Origin of the sequence: Sorangium sp. So ce726 (assembly GCF_051521405.1) — a bacterium.
Classification (GTDB): Bacteria; Myxococcota_A; Polyangia; order Polyangiales; family Polyangiaceae; genus Sorangium.
Map to the genome: position 1 here is coordinate 9,087,690 of NZ_CP150349.1, position 21,502 is coordinate 9,109,191.

Here is a 21,502-nt window from a genome sequence, read left to right on the forward strand (position 1 = left end):
GCCTGGGGCGGTCCCAAAGGAGGTATCTCATGTTACCTCCGATGCGAACCATCTGGCCCGGCGCTGTCCTGAGCGGATTACTGAGCCTTGTTATCGCCGCGCCAGCGAGCGCGCAGCCCGACGCCGTGGCCGTGGCCGAGTCGCTCTTCAACCGGGGCCTCGCGGACATGCTGGCCGGTAAGTTCCAGACCGGCTGCCCTGCCCTCACCGAGAGCTATCGGCTCGATCCTCGCCCGGGACGGCTCTTCACGCTCGCCGAGTGCGAGGCCAAGTGGGGGCGCACGGCGACCGCGGTCTCGCGCTACAACGACTTCCTCGCGCTCTACTCCCGCATGTCGGAGTCCGAGCAGCTCAAGCAGTACGATCGCTACAAGATCGTGCTCGAGCAGCGCGACGCGCTCGTGCCGCTTGTTCCACAGCTCACGCTGTCGCTGCCGGCCGACGCGCCCGCTGGGACGCTGGTGCAGCGCGACGGCATCACGCTGGAGGGGCCTTCGCTCGGGATCGCGCTCCCCGTCAACCCGGGCGAGCACGTCGTGACGACGAGGGCGCCGGGCGGGCCCGTGCACGAGATGCAGTTCACGATCGAGAAGTCGGAGCAGAAGACGATCGAGCTCGAGGTGAAGCTCCCCGACACGCCGCCGCCCGCGACGCCGACGGATCAGCCGCCCCATCAGTCCGCCTTGCCGCCGTCGCAGCACGATGAGGGCGCGTCGCGGGCGCAGGCGCCGACCGGGACCAGCGGCCGGCGCGTGCTGGCCTATGTGACGGGCGGGCTCGCCTTGGGCGGGCTGATCGCCGGGGGCGTGACGGGAGTGCTGGCGCTCGACGAGAGCCGCCGCGCGGATGAGGACTGCGACGACGTCGGCTCCGGCAGGGCGGTATGCAATACCGCCGAAGGGCAGGCCGCTGGAAAGCGCGCGAAGGACCTGGGGCTGGTGAGCACGATCGGCTTCGGCGCCGGGGCGGCGCTGGCCGGCACAGCGTTGGTGCTCTTCCTGACCGAGCCCTCCTCGTCCGGTTCGCAGGCCAGCGCAACCACCGGCGCGCAAGCCAACGCCGCGCACCGCCACCAAGCAGGCGCGGTGACCTGGTCGCTGCTCGCGGGACCGACCGGCGGCGGCGTCGTGGTGCGCAGCCAGTGGTGAACCAGCCCGCGCCCGTCGCCGCCTTCGCGCGCGCACGGTAGCGCGGCGCACGCGCGCGCACGGCAGCGCGGTGCGCACAGCGATGTGGCGCACGCGCAGCGCGCGCTCACGCCGCCTCGAAGCCGCGTTGCGATGCGACGTCCAAGGGAAATCCACGATGGCCTCACCGCGCACCGTCGGAACCTTGCGCCTCGTCGTGGGGCGCGGCCGAGCGTAGTATCCCATGGAAAACTACAGGCCGACGCGCCCAGGCGGGTGAGGCGGTGAGGAAAGGGCAACTCATGATCACGAAGACCACGATGGCCATGTTCGCGGTCGCAGCCTCCGGTCTGCTCGCAGGCTGCACGGAGACGCTCGATTCGCAGCAGATCAAGACCGGAGGGATCTCGGCGACCCTGGAGGCGATCGCCGAGAGCGCGTCGTCGACGACCGTGCGGGCTACCCTCAAGGCCGGCGGCGACGAGAGCAACACGTACGTCATCCTGAGCGCGGGAGATCGGATCTCGGCGACCGTGGACGGCGAGGCGGTCGCGATGTCCGCCGAGAGCTCCGGGGTCTACGAGGCTGACGCCGACGTCGGCGCAGGAGGCACCGAGATCAAGGTGCTGCTGGACCGCGACGACGAGGACGACGACGACGCGACGAACAACGTGGGGACGCTCCCCGATCCGTTCGACCTCGAGGCGCTGCCCAGAGAGCCAGTCCTGCGCGGCGAGGACCTCACGATCGCGTGGTCGCCGAGCGCGTCCGGGGACGACATGGTGATCGACGTGAAGGGCGACTGCATCTTCTCCAAGACGTTCGATGTGGGGGGCGACCCGGGGACGTACACCATCGAGGCGGGCGAGCTGGAGGCGACCAGCTCGCGGGAGCCCGAGAGCTGCGACGTCGACGTCGTGATCCGCCGCTCGCGCAACGGTACGACGGACAACAACCTGGACCCGGAGAGCTCGTTCGAGCTGAGCCAGGTCCGGGGAGGCCGCTTCACCTCGGCCCCCTGAGGCGCCCCGGCCCCCTCCCCCCACGGGGCCTGGCGCCGCGCCCTAGCCCCGCCCACCAGGAGCCGGGCGTGGCGGGCTCAGCCGAACAGCGCGGCGTAGTCGTCCTCGCGGAAGCCCACCAGCACCCGGTTTCCCTTCACCAGCACAGGCCGCTTCACGAGCTTCCCGTCCTCGGTGAGCCACCGCGTGACGTCGGCGTCGCTCGCGGCGTCCACCCGCGCCTTGCCGAGCGCGCGGTAGCTCTGCCCGCTCGTGTTGAGCCACCGGCGCACCGAGAGCCCGCTCGCCGGGACCCACCGGGCGAGCTCGGCGGCCGTCGGCGGCTCATCGACGATGGGGCGCACGGCGACGTCGATGCCGCGCTCGCCGAGCCACTTCAGCGCTCGCTTGCAGGTGCTGCAGCCGGCATAAGAGAGGATCTGGACCTTGCTCATGCCGGGCCTTCTGCCCTCTCGGCCGTGCGACATCAAGCGCCGATGAGCGCGAAAAAGGAGATAGAAAGCGCGCTCATAGCAGGAGAGAAAAAAAAGGGCTCCTGTGCAATGCGCCCGGAATGCGCCCGGAATGCGCCCGGAGACGAGCAATGCATCGATTGACCGCGGGCGGTTCATGGCGCGCGCCGGCGAAAGCGGCGGACGAAATGCCGCATCGCGCGACGGGCTGTCTGCTATAGGGGGCGCGGAAAGGAGCCGCCCCCAGCGGCAGCGCGCCTCGTGATCCGTCTCGATTCCATCAGCAAGCAGCACGGCAAGCAGATCCTCTTCCTCGAGGCCTCCGCGGCGGTGAACCGCGGCGAGAAGGTCGGCCTGGTGGGGCCCAACGGCTCGGGCAAGACGACCATCTTCCGGATGATCACCAAGGAGGAGGCGCCCGACGGCGGCCAGGTCGCCATCGATCGCGGCGTCACCGTCGGCTACTTCAGCCAGGACGTCGGCGAGATGAAGGGCAGGAGCGCCGTCGCCGAGACCATGGACGGCGCCGGCCCGGTCTCCGACGTCGCCGCGGAGCTCCGCGAGCTCGAGGCCGCGCTCGCCGACCCCGAGCGGATGGATGAGATGGAGAGCTTGATCGAGCGCTTCGGGCAGGCCCAGGCCCGCTACGAAGAGCTCGGCGGCTACGCGCTCGACGCCAAGGCGCGCGAGATCCTCGCGGGGCTCGGGTTCAGCCAGGCCACGATGGACGGCGACGTGGGCGCCCTCTCGGGCGGGTGGAAGATGCGCGTCGCGCTCGCCCGCATCCTCCTCATGAGGCCCGACGCGCTCCTGCTCGACGAGCCGACCAACCACCTCGACATCGAGTCGATCATCTGGCTCGAAGGGTACCTGAAGCAGTATGCCGGTGCGCTCGTCATGACCTCGCACGACCGAGAGTTCATGAACCGCATCGTCACCAAGATCATCGAGATCGACGGCGGCGAGCTCACCAGCTACTCCGGTAACTACGAGTTCTACGAGCAGCAGCGCGCCATCAACGAGCAGCAGGCCGAGGCGCAGTACGAGCGCCAGCAGGCGATGCTCGCGAAGGAGATGCGCTTCATCGAGCGCTTCAAGGCCCAGGCCGCCAAGGCGGCGCAGGTCCAGTCGCGCGTGAAGAAGCTGGAGAAGATCGACAAGGTCGAGCCGCCGAAGCGCAGGAGGACGATCCGCTTCGAGTTCAAGCCCGCGCCGCGCTCGGGCGACGACGTGGCGCGGCTCAGCGGGGTGAAGAAGTCGTTCGGCGGGCGCTCCATCTACGACGGATTCGACCTCCTGATCCGCCGCCGCGAGCGCTGGTGTGTGATGGGCGTAAACGGCGCCGGCAAATCCACCCTCCTCAAGCTCGTCGCGGGGGCCTCCGCCCCGGACGCAGGCGGGGTGAACGTCGGCGCGAGCGTGAAGCTGGGGTATTTCGCGCAGCACGCGATGGAGCTCCTCGACCCGACCCGCTCCGTCTGGGAGTCCATCGTGGCGGCCTTCCCCCAGGCCTCGATCGGCTCGCTCCGCACGCTCGCCGGCGCGTTTGGCTTCTCCGGCGACGACATCGACAAGCCCTGTCGCATCCTGTCCGGCGGCGAGAAGGCGCGCCTCGTGCTCGCGATCATGCTCTATGATCCGCCGAACTTCCTCGTGCTCGACGAGCCGACGAACCACCTCGACATGGCGACCAAGGAGATGCTCGTCGGGGCGCTCTCCTCGTTCGAGGGCACCATGCTGTTCGTCTCGCACGATCGCCGCTTCCTCGCCGCGCTGTCCAACCGCGTCCTGGAGCTCTTGCCCGACGGGCCGCGCGTCTATGGCGGGGGATACCTGGAGTATGTCGCCCAGAGCGGACACGAGGCGCCAGGCATCCGGAGCTGACCCGCGCCGACGTGGCGCGTGCGCGGTGTGTGGCGCGCGCGGCGAGCAAGCTCCGCCCGGGAGCTGCGCTCTTTCGTCGATTCGATTCATCGCTAGGTGAACACGTGCTCAAGGATTCGCGCTATCGTGAGGTCCCCGATGGATCTGCTCGGTAGACCGAACCCAAAGCGGCTCTCCGACTTCATCCAGCGCCACCACGACGCGCTCCTGGATGCCTGGAAGCGTCGAGTCCAGGCGCTCAGCCCGGCGCGGCGGCTGCCCGCGCCGAGGCCGATCGACCACCTCCCGGACATCCTCGCCTACATCGCCGAAGGCACGCGCAGCGCGGGCGCGGCGGCCGCGATCGACCGGAAGCACCGGGGGGTCCCTGGGCTCCACGCGTTGAGCCGGCTCGCCCACGGGTACGACCTCGCCGACGTCGTGATGGAGTACGCGGCGCTCCGCGCCGTGATCCTGGAGCTCTGGGAGCGGGAGGGCGGCGGGGACGGGGGGCGTGAGCTCATCCAGCTGAACGGGACGATCGACGAGGCGATCGCCGACGCGGTGTCCCGTTACCAGGCGGCGCGCGTGCGCCTGCTCCAGGCGCTCGACGCCATCTCGACGGCCGCGCTCGGCAGCAGCGATCTGGACACCTTCCTGAAGGCGCTCCTCCGCGCCACCCGGGAGGCGACGGCCGCCGTGGACGTGGCGATCGTCCTGCTCGGGGACGGGGACGCCCTCGAGGTCCACGCGACCGCCGGCCTCGATGACGGGCCGCTGCCCGGGCCCCCGCTCGAGGCGGCGCGGGAGTTCGCCCGCGCGGTCCTCGCGCTGCGCGGGCCCACGTCGCTCGACGCCGCGGCCAGCGGCTTGCCTGTGACCGCGCGGGAGATCCGGGGGAGGGGGCTTCGCGCCGTCTACGGCGTGCCGCTGATCCACGAGGGGCACTCCATCGGCGTCGCGATCCTCGGCTCCCGCAACGCCGAGGAGTTCTCCGAGGACGACGCGCTGATGCTGCGCACGATGACCAGCCGGGCGACCGGCATCATTGTGCAAGCGCAGCTCGTCGCGAAGGAGCGCGCGTCGCGGCGCCAGGCGGACGACGCCCGCGCCTTGCTCGCGACCGTGGTCGAGCAGATGCCGGCGGGGCTCGTCATCGCCGAGCCGCCGACGGGGCGCGTCCTCCTCTCGAACACCCAGGCCGGGGCGATCTTCGGGCTGCCGCTCCTGGAGGTCCACAGCATCGATGGCTACGCGGTCTGCCGGGGCTTCGACCCGCGGTCGGGCAGGCCCTACGAGGCCCGGGATTGGCCCCTCGCGCGGACGATCACGACCGGCGAGGTCGTGATCGACGAGGAGATCGACATCGTCCGCGACGACGGCGCGCAGGGGCGGATCCTCGTGCGCTCGGCGCCGGTCCGGGATCCGGTCGGGCGCGTGATGGCGGCCGTCGTGACCTTCTTCGACATCACGGAGCGGACGCGCACCGAGCGGGGGGAGCGCTTCCTGGCCGCCGCGAGCGCGGCCCTCAGCGACACCCTCGACTTCCAGGGCACGCTCGACCGGGTGGGGCACCTGACGGTCCCCGAGCTGGCAGACTGGTGCGTCATCCAGACGCTCCCGGACCTCGAGCAGTCGCGCGGGATCACGGTGACGCACGCGCGCCCCGAGGAGCTCCAGAGGGCGCGGGCGCTCTTCCGCGAGCTGGATCCCCCGCCGCCGCTGGCCGCGCTGCTGGAGCGGGCCCTCTGCAGCGAGCGCCCGGAGCTCATCGGGGATCTGTCGCACCCGCTGGTCGCCTCGCTCGACGAGAACGGCGCCTTCCGGCGGTTCGTGCGGGCGCTCGGGATCACGTCGGCCCTGGTGGTCCCGATGGTCGCGCGGGGCCGCACCTTCGGCTGCATCACGCTGGCGACGGCGGGGTCCGGCCGGGTCTACGACCAGGCGGACCTCGCGGTGGCGCACGACCTGGCGCAGCGGGCAGCGCTCGCCGCGGACAACGCCCGCCTCTACGAGGCGGCGCAGCGCGCGATCGAGCTGCGGGACAACGTGCTCGCCACGGTGTCCCACGACCTCAGGAACCCCCTGAGCGCGATCCTCACGGCGGCCGCCGTGATGACGAAGCGCGCGGCGACGCGGGGAGAGAAGGGTGACACGAAGGCGATCCAGGCGATCCAGCGCTCGGCGCACCGGATGGATCGGCTGCTCCACGACCTGCTCGACTTCGCGAGCCTGCGCGCCGGCCGGCTGGCGCTGCGCCGGCAGCCGCAGGATCCGCGGGAGATCGGCAGGGAGGCGGTCGAGACGTTCGAGTCGCAGGCCCAGGAGAAGGGGGTCCAGCTGGGGGTCGTGGCGACCGACGACGTGCCGCTCGTCACGTGTGATCGCGATCGGGTGCTCCAGGTGCTCACCAACCTCCTGAGCAACGCGCTCCAGGTGACGGGCGCCCAGGGGGCGATCACGCTGCGGTGCGAGCGCGGCGAGGAGCACGTCGTCTTCTCGGTGGCCGACACGGGGCCGGGGATCCCGGAGGACGAGCTGCCCCACCTCTTCGAGCGGTTCTGGCGCGGCCAGCGGAACGGCTACAAGGGCACCGGGCTCGGGCTGGCCATCGCCCGGGAGCTCGTGGCGGCGCACGGGGGGACGATCCACGTGGAGAGCCGCGTGGGGGTGGGGACGACCTTCAGGTTCACGATCCCCGTCATGGACGAGGGGTGAGCGGGGGCGGCGGGCAGACGGGACAGCCGCCGCAGGGGAGGAGTGGACGATCAAGCGCGCCGGTCCCAGGAGTCCTCGGGAAGGAGGAAACATGGGAGTCGATACGACGCACGATCCGCCGGGCGACCTGCGCCTCGCGCACGAGGTCAGCGAGGAGAAGTGGCCTGTCCCGCAGGCGGATGTCCCGGGCGTCCGCGGGCCGATCACGCCGTCTGGCGAGATCGAGGGCGCTCCCCCCGACGAGGTCGATAGCTGGGGCAGCGAAGGCGGCGCCGGCTCGTACGCGGGGGGGCCGATCATCTCGACGACGAAGCCCCCCGCGCGGGGGTCGAACCGCGCGCCGGCGTAGCGGGAAGCATCGCTGATGCCGCCCGGCCAGCAAGCGCGACATCAGGGCAACCGGTGGGCGCTGCAGACAGCGAGAAGAAATCAAATCGACCCGTGAGAATTTCAAACGGCTACCGCAAGGCGGCTTGTCGCCGACGATCTCGGTGACAGGGCCCTTGGCGGGCAGCTTCGTCAACGGCAGAATGGGCGCCCTCAAACGAGCGAGAAGGAGAGCCCATGTCCAGACGTCGACGGATCAACACCAACGACATGCCCCGCTCGGGGAACGTGATCCACGTGAGCGCGAGGCAGATGTGGGAGCTCGCGTGGGTGCGGAAGCTGGGTCTCGAGGACATCGAGTGGGACCCGGCGCACTCCTGCGAACACTGTTCGAGCGACGCCCCCCGGCCGCCACCTCACGGCAGCCGCGCGGACCTGGGCGCGCACCGCTGCATGTAGGCCGGCTCGGGGCAGCCGTCGTGCGTCAGGATCTCGCCGTCCAGGCACTTCACGAGCGCCGCCCGGATGTCGAGGCACCTCCCCCGCCCCGCCTCCACACATCGATGCTCCGTGGTGGTCCCGTTGGCGCAGCCGTCGAGCTGGCCCTCGGGGCACTCGAGGAGCGGCCCAGTCGAACAGTCGTTCTCCCGCCGCTCGCCCGCCGCCGTCGTCGACGTCCCCTGGGTCGCCGGCTGCTGGCTGGAGCAAGCCGCGCCCGAGACGAGCGCGAGCCCCGTGAAGACGAGCCCCGTGAAGAAGAGGCTCAGGCCCCGACGGGGCGAGTCGCTGCGCGTGTTCATACCGTCGTTCTCCGTGGATGAAGCCCGGCCCCGGAACCCCGAAGGCGGGTCGCCGCCCGAGCGGGCGGCAGCGTACTCCACTCCACGTCCACGGGAAGACAGGGGCCCGGCGCACGCTCGCTCGTCTCGCAGGCGCGGCCCAGGTCAAGACCCGATGGCCCTGGTCAAAACGCGCCGCCGCCGTGCGCGAGCAGCGACCAGCTGTCTCCGCCTGTCCGGTTCGTCACGCCGCCGATGGTCAGGTCATCGAAGAACGCAGGGCGGACGTTGAACCGAGCGCCCACCTTGACGTTGCGCGTGACGAGCCGCTCCACGCCCGCGGTGAGCGGCACCGACACCGCGAACGGGTCGCCGCCGCGGCCCGCCCAGCCCACGTAGCCCACGCCCGCGACCACGAACGGCTGCACGATCGCCTCGTCAGCGCGCAGGATGTTGTAACGCAGGCCCGCGTCGAGCGAGGTCATCACGAGCGATTTCCCCACGATCGTTCGCTGGTTCACCGAGCCGGTGTAGTTGGCCTCGACGGCCACGCGCGGCGACATGCTCCCGGTCACCCGCACGTTCCAGCTCGGCCCGACGCCCGCGGCGCCGCCCACGTAGCCCAGCATGCCGAAGCCGCCTTCGACCGCGATGGACGGCTCGGGGATGCGCCGGATGAGCGGTTGATCCGCCGGAGGGATGTTGCCTGCCGGCCGGACGTGCTGATCCCGGCCCGCCGCGCCCTGCGCCTCCGCCGCGCCGGCGAGCGCCATCATTCCGGCGGCGATCATGGCGGCCGCCGCGAGTCGTCGCGTGCTCATTGCAGTTGTCTCCGGTTGGCTCGTTCCGTCTTCGACGACCGCCTCGTGCACACCGCAGGCCACACGCGGCTGTGCAGCGCAGGCCCGGCGGGCTCCACCCTGCACCGCGCCGCCGGCCGCCACCGAAACCGCAGCGCCACCGAAACCACGGCGCCGCTCGCACGTATCTCGGACGTGGAACGCACATCGAGCAGACGGACGAGCGAGGGCGATGACCCCGATCTCCCTTCCCGGGCGCCGGCCTTCCTGTTCAAGTGGAGACCGCTGCGCGCCGTCGTGCGCGGGCGCGCGACAACCCGAGAGATCCAGGAGGCGAGCGTGAAGACGATCCGGACCAAGGCTTTGCTTCTCCTCGCGCTCGCGGCCGCCGGCCTGGGCGCGGCCGCGTGCCAGGGGGAGCAGCCGAGCCTCGCGCCCGCCGCGACCGAGCTCAAGGCGCCGGAGCCGAAGGCGCCCGCCGCGGCGGCCTTCGCGATCGACCGCGCGGGCAGCAAGGTCGAGCTCGTGATGGATGCGCCGCAGGAGAAGATCCGCGGGCGGATCGCGGGCGCCGCCGCGGGGACGCTCCAGGTCGACCCCGCCGACATCACGAGGACGACGGGCCTCATCACGGTCGACCTCTCCACGATCGAGCTCTTCCAGACCGCCGTGGGCGACGACGGCAAGCCCGGCGAGGAGAAGAAGAGCGACCTGCAGAACCAGCACGCGCGCACCTGGCTCGAGATCTCGAAGGACACGCCCGACGACGTCCGGGCGAAGAACGAGAAGGCCCAGTTCGCGATCCGGTCGATCTCGACCTCCGGCGAGAAGGACCTCTCGAAGCTGTCCGGCGCAGAGCGGACGGTGACCGTCACGGCGTCGGGCGACCTGCTGCTGCACCAGCGGCAATCCCCGAGGACCGTGGAGCTCATCGCCACGTTCAGGTACGAGGGCGAAAGGCCCGCGAGCGTCACCGTGAAGACGGCGAAGCCGTTCCCGGTGGGGCTCGCCGAGCACGACGTCCGCCCGCGCGAGGCGTTCGGCAAGCTCGCCCAGAAGACGCTCGAGGTGCTCTCGCCCAAGGTTGCCAAGGAGGCGATGGTGACGCTCGATCTGACCGCGACCGCCGGCGCGGCCCCCACGGCGCCGGCGGCGGCAGCGGACGGCGGCGCGCGGTGAGCGCGGCGCGCCGCCCGAAAGTGGGCCGTTGCGGCGACGCAGCGGCTCTGAGATGACACGGCGGTCCGGAAGCCGCCGGAAGCCGGATCACGCCTCGCCCGCCGGAGGGCGCAGGCCCGTCGAGACGACAACGGTGGGCGCAGGCCCGTCGAGACGACAACGGTGGGCGCAGGCCCGTCGAGACGAGAACCAGAGGAGCCACACGATGCTGTCGAAGAAGAGCATTTACGAGACCCTCGCCGCGTTGAGCGCCGGCGCCATGGTGATGAGCGGCTGCGCCGGCGCGCAGGCGCCGGTCAACGCGAGCGAGGTCCCCGCAGAGCAGACCGCCGCCCCGGCCGAGCCCGCGCCGGCGCCCGCGCCTGCCGAGACCGCCACCGGCGACGCCGCCGCGGGCGCGAACGTCCCCGCCGCCCCGGCCGAGCCCACGCCGCCGAGCGACGCGCAGTCCGCCGCGACCTCGCCGAAGGTCGCCCCCACGGCCACCCCGGCGGCCACGGCCGCGCCGCCCACGCCGCCCACCGCCGCCCCGGCCAACGCCGCCCCGGCCAAGCCCGGCGCCAAGAAGGCGGGCGCCGCCGCGAAGAAGCCCGGCCACGCGGGCTGCGGCCAGGGCACCTGCGGCTGATCGCGGCCCCCCGCGCCCTCCCCGTACCCCCATGACCGGCAGCGCGCTCACCGGTGTCGGCCTCGGGCTCCGATGGGAGTTCCTCGACGAGGTGCTCGCGGCGCTCGACGCGCCCGATCACGGCGCGCGCGACGCGGCGCTGCCCGTCCCCTTCTTCGAGCTCTCCCCCGAGAACTACATGCGGCGCGGCGGCTACTTCCCCGCCGCGATCGAGCGCGTCCGGGAGCACCGCCCGATCCTGACGCACGGGCTCACCCTGTCCGTCGGCGGGCTCGATCCGCTCGACGCCGGCTACCTGCGCGCGCTCGGGGGGTTCCTGGAGCGGCTCGATCCCCCCTTCCACAGCGACCACCTCTGCTTCTCCGGGGTGGACGGCGCGTTCCTGCACGACCTCCTGCCGCTCCCGCACACGTCCGCGGCCGCCGCCCACGCCGCGGCCCGTATCCGCGAGGCGGAGGAGCGGCTCGAGCGCCCGATGGCGATCGAGAACATCACCTACTACCTGGTCCCGGGCCGCGCCTCGCTCGACGAGGCCGACTTCCTCGTCGAGGTGCTCGAGCGCGCAGGCTGCCGGCTCCTGCTCGACGTGAACAACGTCTACGTCAACGCCCGGAACCACGGCTTCGACCCGATCGCGTTCCTGGAGAAGATCCCTCCCGAGCGCGTGGCCGCGATGCACGTCGCGGGGCACGAGTGGCGCGACGACGCGGAGGTCCTCGTCGACACGCACGGCGCGCCGGCGATCGCCCCCGTGCTCGACCTGCTCGCCCGCGCGGTCGCGCGGACCGGGCCGGTGCCGGTCGTGCTCGAGCGGGACAACGACGTGCCGCCGCTCGGCGCGCTGCTCGCCGAGCTCGCCGAGGTCGACGCGGCGTACCGGCGCGGGCTCGCCGCGCGGGAGGCGCGAGCGTGAGCGCAAGGCGCGAGGTGGGCGAGACGTGCGAGACGTGCGAGACGTGCGAGACGTGCGAGACGTCGAACGCGCCGCCGCCGGAGCTCGCGGCGCTGGAGCGGGCGCTCCAGCGGAGCGTGACCGCGCCGGACGGCGAGGTGATCGCGGCCGATCCCCGCGCGTGGCTCGCCCGCGCCGGGCTCGAGGGGCCGGACCTCGAGGCGATGGCGGCGCTCCCGCCGAAGCGGCTGCTGCTCTACCGGAGCCTCATCCGCCGGGGGCTGACGGGCGCGATCCGCGCCGGGATCCCGCGGACCGCGGCGCGGCTCGGCGCGCGGTTCGAGGCGGACGTGGCGCGCTTCATCGAGGCGGAGCCGCCCCGGTCGCGCTACCTCCGCGACGTCGCGTTCGAGTTCGTGGGCTTCGCGGCGCCGCGCTGGGCCGGGGATCCGGAGGTCCCCGCGTACCTCGCGGATCTCGCGCGCCACGAGCTGGCCGCCTTCGCGGCGGCGTGCGCCGAGCAGGACGAGGAGGCAGGCGCGATCGGGGCGTCAGAGCCGCTCGGCGACAAAGCGCCAGCAACACCGGGCGACGAGGCGCCGGAGACGCCGAGCGACGAGACACCGGTACCTCTCGGCGAAGCGCTGTCGCTCGACCGGGGGGCGCGCTTCCAGCGGGCCGCGGCGCTCGTGCGCTACGAGCACGCGGTCCACAGGCTGCAGGGCGACGAGTCGGCGCGCGACGTGCCGGCGCGCGAGCCCACGCGCCTGCTCGTGTACCGCGACGCCGCGCACGACGTGCGCTTCCTCGAGCTCACGCCGCTCGCGGCCGAGATCCTGCGCCGCCTCCTCTCGGGCGCCGCGCTCGGGGAGGCGGTGGTCGCGGGCTGCGCCGCGCTGGGACACCCGGTCGACGGGCCGGTGCTGGAGAGCACCGCGGCCCTGCTGGGCGACCTCGCCGAGCGCGGGGCGCTCCTCGGGCCTTCGCGATGATCGCCGGCGCGCAGACGGTGTATGCCGTCAGGACCGCCATGGATGAGTTCGCCCTGAACGAAGCGATGGACCGGTACGCGTGCGGCGACGCGCGCGCGTTTCCGGAGCTGCACCGCGCGCTCGCGGCGCGCCTGCTCGCGTACCTCACCCGCATGTGCGGCTCGGAGACGCTCGCGGGCGACCTCACGCAGGAGACGTTCCTGCGAATGCACCGCGCCCGATCGAGCTTCGCCCGCGGCGGCGCCGTCGCGCCGTGGGCCTACGCCATCGCGCGCAACGTCTACCTGGATCACGCGCGCGCCCAGAAGCACCGCGGCACCGAGCGCCTCCCGAGCGATCCGGGCGCGGAGCCGCCGGACGCGCGCGGCGCGGACGCCGAGGCGGTCGCGATCGCCTCCGAGACGGCGCGGGCGGTGGAGCGGACACTGGCGGGCCTCCCGGCGTCGCAGCGCGAGGCGTTCATCCTGATCCGGTACGAGGGGCTCAGCGTGCAGGACGCCGCGGCGGTCCTGGGGACGACCACGAGCGCGGTGAAGCTCCGCGCGTTCCGCGCCTACGAGGCGCTGCGGGCGGCGCTCGACGATCTCAAGCGGCGGCCCGAGGCGGACCGCGGCGCGGGCAGGGGCGCGGAGGAGGGGAACGACGACCGGCCCGCGACCGCGAGACCGGAGCGGAGCGGCCGCCGCGGCAAGGGGCAGGCAGGCGTCCGTGGAGGTGCCAATGGTGAATGAGAGCGACCTGCTGAAAGGGATGGAGGAGATCCCCGATCCCGCGGCCCACCTCGCCGCCCGCCCGCCGCCCGCCGTGGCCGAGGCGCCGGCCGAGCCGTCGCTGACGCGCCCGACGCGTGAGCGCCGCTCCTGGAGCGCGCTCCTGGCCGGGCTCGGCTGGATCCTGCTCGTGAGCTGGTGGGAGGGCTTCCGCGACGACCTCCCCTCTCTCCGGGTCGCCGTCCCGCTCGCCGTCACGGCGGTGCTCTCCGGTCTCGGCCTGCTGCTCGCGCTGAGCCCGCGCGCCCGGGGCCTGCCGGCCGGTGTGAGGGCGATCCAGGCGCTCGTCGTCGCGGTGCCGGCCGGGTTCCTGGCCGCGGCCGTCGCGACGTCGCCCATGGCCGATCCGCCGGTGCCGCTGGCGACGCATCTCCGGTGCGTCGCCAGCGCCGTCGGCACGGCGGTCCTGCCGTTCGCGCTGGCGGCGCTCGTGCTGCGCCGCTCGTTCCTGTCGGCGCCGGCGTGGCGTGGCGCCGCGATCGGGGCCCTGTGTGGCCTCGGGGTGGTGGTCGGCATCGGGACGCACTGCGACATCGACGATCTCCTCCACATCGCGTTCGCCCACGGCCTCCCGATCGCGTCCGGCGCGCTCCTCGGCGCCGCCGCCGGGTCGCTGCGCGGGCGAGCCTGAGGCGCCATGGCTCGATCGATGCAGCTCGTGTTCCTCTGTCTTGCGGCAGGACTGTGGCTCGGATGCGGCCGCTCCGGCGCCGGAGCCACGAACAACGGCGCCAACAGCGCCGCGACGGGCGTATCCAGCGGCGGCGGTGATGGCACGAGCCAGGGTACCGGCGCGAGCGGCGGCGGTGCGAGCGGCAGCGGTGCGAGCGGCAGCGGTGCGAGCGGCGGCGGCGGTGGAGCGGGCGGCAGCGGAGCGGGCGGCGGCGGCTCGCAGGCCGAACGCGCGTTCGCGGTCTATGTCGGTGGCCACCAGGGCCTCTTCGTCTTCCGCCTGGACGACGCCGACGGCGCGCTCTCGGCCGTGCAGGGCCCGCTCGACGTCGAGATGAACCCGACCTTCCTCGCCGTCGACCCCGCGCACCAGCGCCTCTTCGCGGCGAACGAGCTGAACGAGGTGGATGGGGAGCTGTCAGGCGCGGTCAGCGCGTTCCGGATCGATCCCCAGGGCGGAACGCTCGAGCTCATCAACAGGGCATCCTCGAAGGGCGCGGGCCCCGCCCACCTGTCCACGGATCGCTCCGGGCGCTTCGTCCTCGTCGCCAACTACGGCGGCGGGACGGCGGCGGTGCTCCCCGTCGGCCAGGATGGCGCGCTCGGCCAGGCGGTCGACGACGTGTCCTTCGGTCGCCGGACGAGGCCGCACCACGCCATGACCGATCCGGCGAACCGGTTTGCGTTCGTCACCAACCTCGGGCTCGACGAGATAGCGCAGCTCACCTTCGACGCGGACACGGGCCAGATGGAGCCGAACGACCCGCCAGCCCTCTCGCTCCCCGCGGACACGACGCCTCGGCACCTCGAGTTCCACCCGAACGGCCGGTTCGCGTATGTGATCAACGAGTCTGCCGGCTCGATCACCACCCTGAGCTACGATCCGTCGCGCGGGACGTTCACCGCCTTGGCCACCGTCTCGACCTTGCCCGACGGCGCGAGCGCCGAGGGAAACTTCTCCGCCGAGGTCCAGGTGTCCCCGTCGGGCAAGTTCGTGTACGGGTCGAACCGCGGCCACGACAGCATCGCCATCTTCGCGGTCGATCCCGAGCGGGGCACGCTCACGCCCGCCGGCCATGCCTCGACGCAGGGCATGACGCCGCGCCATTTCCAGATCTCGCCGACAGGCAAGCTGATGCTCGTCGCGAACCAGGACTCGAGCAACATCGTCGCGTTTCACGTGGACGAGGCGACGGGCGCCCTCGAGCCGACAGGCCGTGTCACCGAGGTCCCCGAGCCCACCTATGTCGGGATCGTGGCCCTGCCGGACCGCTGAGCGGGGCGAGCGACGTCGCCGACGCGGACCATTGTTCTGATGAATGGACGGGTCGTCGAACTGAAGCCAGGCGATGGTATCCGATTGAGCTCAACAGGCGTGTGCTCGCGCCGACCCGGCAAGGACCGAACACCGCCGTGGATCACCGCCCGAAATGGCGCTTCGGCTCCTCCCCCGACTTCTGCAGCATCACGATCTTCCCCGTCGGCGTCCCCACCGTCTTCACGAAGGTGGCCCGCTGTCGCCCGAGGACCCAGCTCGCCTCGGCGAGCTCCTCCTCGGCGCGCTGGCCCTTCACCAGCAGCACGATCCCGTTGGGCCGCACGAAGGGCACCGTCAGGGGGATCAGCATGACCAGGCGCCCCACCGCGCGCGCCGTCACCGCGTCGAACGCGCCGCGGAGATCGCCCTTGCCGAGCTGCTCGGCGCGCTCGGCGCGCACCGACACGTTGGTGAGCCCGAGGCTCGCGGCCACCGCGACGAGGAACGAAGCCTTCTTCTGCGTCGCCTCCACCAGAGTCACCTTCAGATCGGGCCGAGCGATGGCGAGCGGAAGGCCGGGGAGGCCCCCGCCCGAGCCGATGTCGGCGAGGCGCGCCCCCGCGCTCAGCTCCTCCAGGAGGGGCAGGAGCGTGAGCGAATCGAGGACGTGTTTCTCCCAGACCTCGACCGGATCCGTGATCGAGGTGAGGTTCATCAGGTCGTTCATCGCGAGCAAGCGCGCGAGGTAATCCCCGAGCTTGGCGATCACCGCGGCGTCGAGGGTGACGCCGATCGCCTCGAGGCGCTCCGCGAAGCCCTCCGGAGGCGTGAGCGGAGCGGGAGCCGGCAGCGGGAGCGGAGCGCGTTCGTCAGGGAGCATGGACTTCCGCACACCCTAGCAAGCTCCCCCTCGTGAAGCGCCGCAATTCTCGCGCTCGCCCCCCCCGCCCGCTCCGGGGCCGCCCTCCTGTTTCTCCAGGATCACCGCGTAGAACGCGAGGCCGATGCCCTCGCGATCCTCCTCCGTCATCGTCCCCACCGGGTAGCCGGCCACGACAGCATCGCCATTCGCCCGCGCCCCGGTGGCGGATCACTACATCGCCGAGAGGCGCCTCTGCAGCTCTTCGGGAGAGACGTCCTCGATCCGGCTCGCAAAGGACCAGCGATGGCCGAACGGATCGCGGAGCCAGGCCGTCCGGTCTCCGAACGGCTTGTCCTGCGGCGGGCGATCGATGGTCGCGCCTGCCGCCGCGGCCTGGGCGACGAGCGCGTCCACATCCTCCACGTAGACGACGACGGCAGGGCTGCTGCCTCCCAGCGTCTCGGGGCTGATGGCGCCGAGCTCGGGATACTCGTCCGACAGGAAGAACCGGGCTCGACCGATGGACAGCTCGGCGTGGCCGATCCGCCCGTCGGGCATCGGGATGCGCGAGTCCTCGCGCGCGCCGAACGCGCGCTTGTAGAACTCGATGGCTTCCGCGGCGCTCCGCGCGCTCAGGTAGGGGAAGCACGTCTGACCATCCGGGACGGGGTGGACCTTGCTCTTCGTCATCGTCGCGCTCCTTGGTGCTCGTCGTGGATCATGGCCCTTCCCGAGGGAAGGCCGGGAGTTGCCTTGACGATCGAGCGGCGCTCCTCGCGCGCCCGGGCGCCGGGGAGAAGGCGAGCCTCTCCTGGCGCGCGTCGCCTCGGCGATCCGGGTTGCCGCTCATCCTGGAGCATCGCGCCGACCTCGTATTGGACGAAATTTACCTGCGCGCCCGGCCGTGCGGCTTGACGAACGCGTAACACATCGGTTACACATCACGCCGATGGACGTCGTTGCCCAGGCGCTGGCGGATCCGATCCGGCGGGAGATCCTGCGGATGCTGCGCGATCGCACCGCCACGGCGGGCGCCATCGCCGGCGCGTTTCCGGTCAGCCGCCCGGCGGTCAGCCGGCACCTGCGCGTGCTGCGCGAGGCGGGCCTGGTGCGCGACGTCCAGTGCGGTCGCGAGCGCGAGTACCGCCTCGAGCTCGGTGCGCTCGCCGAGCTCGAGGCGTTCCTGCGAGAGCTGCACGCGACGAGCCCGTGGCATCGCCGGTTCGACGCCCTCGAGACCGAGGTGCACCGCGTCGGCCGGCAGCGGCGCATGGCGACCGCACCCCCGTCCCGCAACGAAGTGAAACGAAGGAAGGAGACCGCATGAGCCCCCGACCCACAGGCCGCGTCCGGAGCACGGCGACAGGCGCCGATCTCGTCATCACGCGCAGCTTTCGCGCCCCCATCGAGGATGTCTGGCAGAGCGTCACGGCGTCCGAGAGCACGGCGCGCTGGATCGGCCCGTGGAAGGGCGAAGCGGGGCCCGGCAAGACGGTGCGCCTTCAGATGACGTTCGAGCACGGGGCGCCGTGGTCTGACGTCTCGATCGACACGTGCGAGCCGCCGCATCGCCTCGCGCTCTCGGCCAAGGACGAGCACGGCGGGTGGCGGTTCGAGCTGTCGCTCGCGGCGAAGGGCGAGATCACCGAGCTCACCTTCGTCCAGCACCTCGCCGATCCAGCGCTCGCCGGCGATATCGGGCCGGGCTGGGAATACTACCTCGACATGCTCGTCGCCTCCAGGCTCGGCGATCCGCTGCCCAGCTTCGCCGACTACTATCCGGCGCAGCGTGCCTATTACCTCGGCGACGCGCGCACGCAGGCGTAGCGCGCGGGCGCTCGGCAGAAGTGATCATGATTTCCCCATCTCCTTCCCGGCGCTCCAGCCCTGAACGAGGAGAAGGAGCGGGCTGTGCATTCGCGGTGGCCCGGGATACGCTCGCGGCATGAAGATCATCCTTCCGGGCGGGAGCGGACAGGTAGGTCAGATCCTTGCGCGCGCCTTTGCGGCCGACGGACACGAGGTGATCGTCCTGTGCCGCAGCGCGAGCGTGCCCGCAGGGCGGGTCGTGCCGTGGGATGGACGCACGCTCGGTCCCTGGGCGCGCGAGCTCGACGGCGCCGACGCGGTGTTCAACCTCGCTGGCCGCAGCGTGAACTGCCGTTACACGGACGAGAACCTCCGCGCGATGAGGAGCTCTCGTGTGGACTCGACGCGCGCCGTCGGCGAGGCGATCGCCGCCGCCTCACGACCGCCGCGCGTATGGCTGCAGATGAGCACGGCCACGATCTACGCGCATCGTCATGACGCGCCGAACGACGAGGCGACCGGGCTCCTGGGCGGCGACGAGCCGGACGTCCCGTCGTACTGGCGCAACAGTGTCGAGATCGCCCGAGCGTGGGAGCAGGCGCTGGACGAGGCCAAGACGCCGCGCACGCGCAAGATCGCGATCCGCGCCTCCATGGTGATGAGCCCTGATCGCGGCGGCATCTTCGACGTGCTGCTCGGGCTCACCCGGCGGGGCCTGGGCGGTCCGGCCGGCGAAGGGCAGCAGTTCGTGTCGTGGATCCACGATCGCGACTTCGTACGAGCGACAAGGTACTTGATCGAGCGGGACGACGTCTCCGGGCCGGTCAACCTCGCCTCGCCGGGGCCGCTCCCTTACAGCGATTTCATGCGCGCCCTGCGCGAGGCCTGGGGTATCGGCTTCGGGTTGCCTACGACGAAATGGATGCTGGAGGTCGGCGCGTTCGTGATGCGCACGGACACCGAGCTCGTGCTGAAGAGCCGGCGCGTCGTCCCCGGACGCCTGCGCGAGGCCGGGTTCACGTTCGCCTTCGCCGAGTGGTCGGCGGCGGCGCGCGACCTCGTGGCGCGATGGCGCGCCAAGCGCTGAGGCGGTGAACCGCTCGACGCCCGTGAGGCATCAGCATTCCATCGTCGCCTCAAGGAGGCCTTCCCCCATTGCGAGGGGTCTTTCGTCCGCAGATCACCTCAGCTCGTAGACGTCGACCGTGTCCACCATCACATGGGGAACGAGGACGCGTCCACGCTTCGTATCGTAACCGATATCCGCGGGCGTCTTCTGCTCGGGAATCGCGACCTCGAAGGTCCCGCCGAGCTTCCCGCGAAGCACCGCCGACGCGTCGTGGCTGGTCACGAGGAGCGCGTCTCCGAGGGAGATCAGGCCGTCGAGGCGGCCGCCGGGCGCCGTGGTGGTCACGTCCTGCCTGGCGCCCTTCTCGTCGAGGCGGAAGACCTCGGGAGCGCCGCTCGAGCAAACCACGAGCCCCTTGTCGGTCCACGCGAGGCCGTTCGGCATGTGCAGGTCGGTGGTCTTCACCAGCGCCTTGGCCTTGCCCTTCTCGATGACGTACATGGCGTCGCTCGACGTCGCCTCGAGGTTTCCGGTCGCGCCGATCTTGAAGCCGGAGTCGGACACGTAGACCTTGCCGTCTGGAGCCGCCGCGACGTCGTTCAGCAACGTCGTACCGGGGATGGCGATCTCACCCTTCGGCGCCCCGGTCTTGAGGTCGAACATCCGGACGGTCGTGAGATCGGCCACGTAGAGCACGCCCTTCGAGATCGCCGAGCCCGCCGGCGCGTCGAGCTTGACCTTGGCCTTGCCACCCTCGATCCACTTCAGGTTTGTCACCTGACCGTCGGGCGATAGGACGGAGATGAAGCCGTTGTTGTCCCTGTCGTCCGGATTGCCGTTGATGTTCGAGACGAGGTAGCGGTCGTTGTCCGCGTCGTAGAGCACGCTCTCCGGCTTGGCGAAGCCGGTGTACCTTGCGACAGGGCTCGGCGCGGCGGGCTTGGGCGGCTCGGGCGCCGCCGTGGACGCCGCGGGAGCAGGCGGAGCCGCAGGCGGGGGCTCGACGCTGTTCGTCGCGACAGGCGCGGCGGAAGCGGAGGCCGCCGGTGCCAGCGCGGGCGGCGGGGTCTCCCCCCCGCAGGAAACCATCGCGGCCGCAGCGGCGATGGAGCTGAAAATGCCACGGGATCGTGCCACGAGAAGACCTCCGGGCCGCGAATCTACCACAGCGCCGAGCGCTTGCGGCACAGCGTCGATCCATGAGACTCTCCGTGGGGAAGTTCATAAAAGGCGACGATCTGCAAAGACCTGGTCCGCCGGCTTCGGTTGACCAATCGGTCGATGGTTAGGCCTTATGGGTACCACGAGAGAAAAGGCGCGGTTGGTTGCGGTCGCTGCGCACGGGGACCAGCGGTACGGCGACCGGCCGTACTCCTTTCACCTGGATGCGGTCGCGGCGTTGGCGGAGCCGTATGGAGAAGAGGCGGTGGTGGTCGCCTACCTGCACGACGTGGCGGAGGACACCGACGTTACGCTCGCAAGCATTGAAGCGGAGTTCGGATCGCGAGTGGCCGCATGCGTGAGCTTTCTCACCGACGAGCCTGGTGCGAATCGCAAGGAGCGGAAAGCAAGAACCTACGCCAAGCTGGCGAAGGCCAAGGGCGAAGTCGAGCTCGCGCTCGTCGTGAAAGCGGCGGACCGCCTCGCCAACGTGCGCGCGTGCATCGCTGACCGCAAGGCGAGTCTGTGGCGGCTCTATCAGAGCGAACAGCAGGCGTTCAAGCAAGCGGCCTTCCGCAGCGGACAATGCGATCCGCTGTGGTCGGAGCTTGACCAATTGCTCGAAGAGGGAGCCTTCGATCGCCAGGCCTGACCCTCCCCCGAGCGGACAGGCCCCGGCGAGCCGGGCCCTGCCGCTCATGTTGAACGTTAGCCGAACGTTGGCCGGATCCGAGGGCGCATGAGCAGAGAGAGCAACGTGCTGGAGCCGGAGGTCGAACACAAGCTGGCCGCCGCGTGGCCTTCCGAGGAAGACCGCGCTGCGGCGCGCGCCGAGCTCAGCCGCTATGGCATCGAATCGTACGAGCGCGAGACCGAGCGCGTCCGTCTGGCGATCATCAAGCTCAGCGGAGGCGCCCTCGGGGAGCTGCGCCGGATGACCGACGCCGCGAAAGGCGATTACCGCGATGTCCTGATGTGGGCCGAGTCCCCGGAGGAGGCAAAGGCACTCTGGGCAGTGAACCCGAACCTCACCGACGAACAACGCCGTGAGCTCAAGGCCATCAGGCGCCGTGACCGAGCGCAGATGGACGCCTGGCTACGGAAGTCTCACGAGTGATCCTC

General features: G+C 71.5%; 25 protein-coding genes. 18 read left to right on the forward strand and 7 right to left on the reverse strand.

Features of this window, described 5'->3' with window-relative positions; all coding sequences use genetic code 11:
- Positions 1 to 29: 29 nt before the first annotated feature.
- Together WME79_RS33625 and WME79_RS33630 are read left to right on the forward strand one after the other, a co-directional pair.
- Positions 30 to 1,148: a hypothetical protein gene (locus WME79_RS33625; RefSeq protein ID WP_437523140.1), complete on the forward strand. Its 1,119-nt coding sequence runs from the start codon at positions 30 to 32 to the stop codon at positions 1,146 to 1,148.
- Positions 1,149 to 1,429: 281 nt separating this feature from the next.
- On the forward strand, positions 1,430 to 2,149 hold the full coding sequence (locus WME79_RS33630; protein ID WP_437523142.1) for a hypothetical protein: 720 nt from the start codon (positions 1,430 to 1,432) through the stop codon (positions 2,147 to 2,149).
- A gap of 77 nt (positions 2,150 to 2,226) precedes the next feature.
- On the opposite strand, the gene WME79_RS33635 is transcribed toward WME79_RS33630, so the two are convergent.
- Positions 2,227 to 2,583 carry a Spx/MgsR family RNA polymerase-binding regulatory protein gene (locus WME79_RS33635; protein ID WP_437523143.1) on the reverse strand — a complete coding sequence of 119 codons (357 nt, stop codon included), beginning with the start codon at positions 2,581 to 2,583 and terminating at the stop codon, positions 2,227 to 2,229.
- 279 nt (positions 2,584 to 2,862) lie between these two features.
- Between WME79_RS33635 and abc-f the strand changes: the two genes are divergently transcribed.
- The 4 genes from abc-f to WME79_RS33655 all read left to right on the forward strand — a co-directional run bounded on the left by abc-f (position 2,863) and on the right by WME79_RS33655 (position 7,968).
- Positions 2,863 to 4,485 carry a ribosomal protection-like ABC-F family protein gene (gene abc-f, locus WME79_RS33640; RefSeq protein WP_437523145.1) on the forward strand — a complete coding sequence of 541 codons (1,623 nt, stop codon included), beginning with the start codon at positions 2,863 to 2,865 and terminating at the stop codon, positions 4,483 to 4,485.
- 126 nt (positions 4,486 to 4,611) lie between these two features.
- Positions 4,612 to 7,182 (forward strand): ATP-binding protein, encoded by a 2,571-nt coding sequence (locus tag WME79_RS33645; RefSeq protein ID WP_437523147.1) that lies wholly within the window; start codon positions 4,612 to 4,614, stop codon positions 7,180 to 7,182.
- A 91-nt stretch (positions 7,183 to 7,273) separates the two neighbouring features.
- Positions 7,274 to 7,531, forward strand: a complete 258-nt coding sequence (locus WME79_RS33650) for a hypothetical protein (protein ID WP_437523149.1) — start codon at positions 7,274 to 7,276, stop codon at positions 7,529 to 7,531.
- A 215-nt stretch (positions 7,532 to 7,746) separates the two neighbouring features.
- Positions 7,747 to 7,968: a hypothetical protein gene (locus WME79_RS33655; protein ID WP_437523150.1), complete on the forward strand. Its 222-nt coding sequence runs from the start codon at positions 7,747 to 7,749 to the stop codon at positions 7,966 to 7,968.
- On the opposite strand, the gene WME79_RS33660 is transcribed toward WME79_RS33655, so the two are convergent.
- Entirely contained in the window at positions 7,926 to 8,309 is a 384-nt protein-coding gene (locus tag WME79_RS33660) for a hypothetical protein (protein WP_437523152.1), read from the reverse strand. The two genes, WME79_RS33655 and WME79_RS33660, sit on opposite strands and share 43 nt — an antisense overlap.
- Positions 8,310 to 8,473: 164 nt before the next feature.
- Positions 8,474 to 9,109 carry a hypothetical protein gene (locus tag WME79_RS33665; RefSeq protein WP_437523154.1) on the reverse strand — a complete coding sequence of 212 codons (636 nt, stop codon included), beginning with the start codon at positions 9,107 to 9,109 and terminating at the stop codon, positions 8,474 to 8,476.
- A 15-nt stretch (positions 9,110 to 9,124) separates the two neighbouring features.
- Here WME79_RS33665 and WME79_RS33670 point away from each other — a divergent pair, with 15 nt between their 5' ends.
- From WME79_RS33670 to WME79_RS33700, 7 genes are all read left to right on the forward strand, one after another.
- Positions 9,125 to 10,267: a hypothetical protein gene (locus WME79_RS33670; protein ID WP_437523156.1), complete on the forward strand. Its 1,143-nt coding sequence runs from the start codon at positions 9,125 to 9,127 to the stop codon at positions 10,265 to 10,267.
- Positions 10,268 to 10,472: 205 nt separating this feature from the next.
- Positions 10,473 to 10,895, forward strand: a complete 423-nt coding sequence (locus WME79_RS33675) for a hypothetical protein (RefSeq protein ID WP_437523157.1) — start codon at positions 10,473 to 10,475, stop codon at positions 10,893 to 10,895.
- Positions 10,896 to 10,926: 31 nt separating this feature from the next.
- The gene (locus tag WME79_RS33680) at positions 10,927 to 11,808 is read left to right on the forward strand and encodes a DUF692 domain-containing protein (RefSeq protein ID WP_437523158.1); all 882 of its coding nucleotides are present in this window, start codon (positions 10,927 to 10,929) and stop codon (positions 11,806 to 11,808) included.
- A complete protein-coding gene (locus WME79_RS33685) occupies positions 11,805 to 12,779 on the forward strand; it encodes an HvfC/BufC N-terminal domain-containing protein (RefSeq protein ID WP_437523160.1) in 975 nt (324 codons plus the stop codon). Before WME79_RS33680 ends, WME79_RS33685 begins: the two co-directional genes overlap by 4 nt.
- A 38-nt stretch (positions 12,780 to 12,817) precedes the next feature.
- Positions 12,818 to 13,510: an RNA polymerase sigma factor gene (locus tag WME79_RS33690; RefSeq protein ID WP_437523162.1), complete on the forward strand. Its 693-nt coding sequence runs from the start codon at positions 12,818 to 12,820 to the stop codon at positions 13,508 to 13,510.
- Entirely contained in the window at positions 13,500 to 14,180 is a 681-nt protein-coding gene (locus WME79_RS33695) for an NrsF family protein (protein WP_437523164.1), read from the forward strand. Before WME79_RS33690 ends, WME79_RS33695 begins: the two co-directional genes overlap by 11 nt.
- A 6-nt stretch (positions 14,181 to 14,186) precedes the next feature.
- Positions 14,187 to 15,497, forward strand: coding sequence for a lactonase family protein (locus WME79_RS33700; protein ID WP_437523166.1), 1,311 nt, complete (start codon positions 14,187 to 14,189; stop codon positions 15,495 to 15,497).
- A gap of 142 nt (positions 15,498 to 15,639) precedes the next feature.
- Here the strand turns inward: WME79_RS33700 and rsmG are convergent, their stop codons facing one another.
- The 3 genes from rsmG to WME79_RS33715 are packed head-to-tail and all read right to left on the reverse strand — an operon-like array spanning position 15,640 to position 17,031.
- On the reverse strand, positions 15,640 to 16,359 hold the full coding sequence (gene rsmG, locus WME79_RS33705) for a 16S rRNA (guanine(527)-N(7))-methyltransferase RsmG (protein WP_437523168.1): 720 nt from the start codon (positions 16,357 to 16,359) through the stop codon (positions 15,640 to 15,642).
- A 15-nt stretch (positions 16,360 to 16,374) separates the two neighbouring features.
- On the reverse strand, positions 16,375 to 16,533 hold the full coding sequence (locus tag WME79_RS33710; RefSeq protein ID WP_437523170.1) for a hypothetical protein: 159 nt from the start codon (positions 16,531 to 16,533) through the stop codon (positions 16,375 to 16,377).
- 39 nt (positions 16,534 to 16,572) lie between these two features.
- Entirely contained in the window at positions 16,573 to 17,031 is a 459-nt protein-coding gene (locus tag WME79_RS33715) for a VOC family protein (protein ID WP_437293961.1), read from the reverse strand.
- Between the two features lie 259 nt (positions 17,032 to 17,290).
- Here WME79_RS33715 and WME79_RS33720 point away from each other — a divergent pair, with 259 nt between their 5' ends.
- From WME79_RS33720 to WME79_RS33730, 3 genes are all read left to right on the forward strand, one after another.
- Entirely contained in the window at positions 17,291 to 17,668 is a 378-nt protein-coding gene (locus tag WME79_RS33720; RefSeq protein ID WP_437539996.1) for an ArsR/SmtB family transcription factor, read from the forward strand.
- A complete protein-coding gene (locus WME79_RS33725; protein WP_437523172.1) occupies positions 17,665 to 18,168 on the forward strand; it encodes an SRPBCC family protein in 504 nt (167 codons plus the stop codon). The genes WME79_RS33720 and WME79_RS33725 overlap by 4 nt, the downstream gene beginning before the upstream one ends.
- 118 nt (positions 18,169 to 18,286) lie before the next feature.
- Complete coding sequence (locus tag WME79_RS33730; RefSeq protein WP_437523174.1) at positions 18,287 to 19,237, forward strand: epimerase; 951 nt, start codon at positions 18,287 to 18,289, stop codon at positions 19,235 to 19,237.
- 93 nt (positions 19,238 to 19,330) lie between these two features.
- Here WME79_RS33730 and WME79_RS33735 read toward each other — a convergent pair whose 3' ends face one another.
- Positions 19,331 to 20,356 (reverse strand): SMP-30/gluconolactonase/LRE family protein, encoded by a 1,026-nt coding sequence (locus WME79_RS33735; RefSeq protein ID WP_437523176.1) that lies wholly within the window; start codon positions 20,354 to 20,356, stop codon positions 19,331 to 19,333.
- A 157-nt stretch (positions 20,357 to 20,513) separates the two neighbouring features.
- On the opposite strand from WME79_RS33735, the gene WME79_RS33740 reads away from it, so the two are divergent.
- Together WME79_RS33740 and WME79_RS33745 are read left to right on the forward strand one after the other, a co-directional pair.
- Positions 20,514 to 21,032 carry an HD domain-containing protein gene (locus WME79_RS33740; protein ID WP_437523177.1) on the forward strand — a complete coding sequence of 173 codons (519 nt, stop codon included), beginning with the start codon at positions 20,514 to 20,516 and terminating at the stop codon, positions 21,030 to 21,032.
- A 105-nt stretch (positions 21,033 to 21,137) separates the two neighbouring features.
- On the forward strand, positions 21,138 to 21,497 hold the full coding sequence (locus tag WME79_RS33745; RefSeq protein ID WP_437523179.1) for a hypothetical protein: 360 nt from the start codon (positions 21,138 to 21,140) through the stop codon (positions 21,495 to 21,497).
- Positions 21,498 to 21,502: the final 5 nt, after the last annotated feature.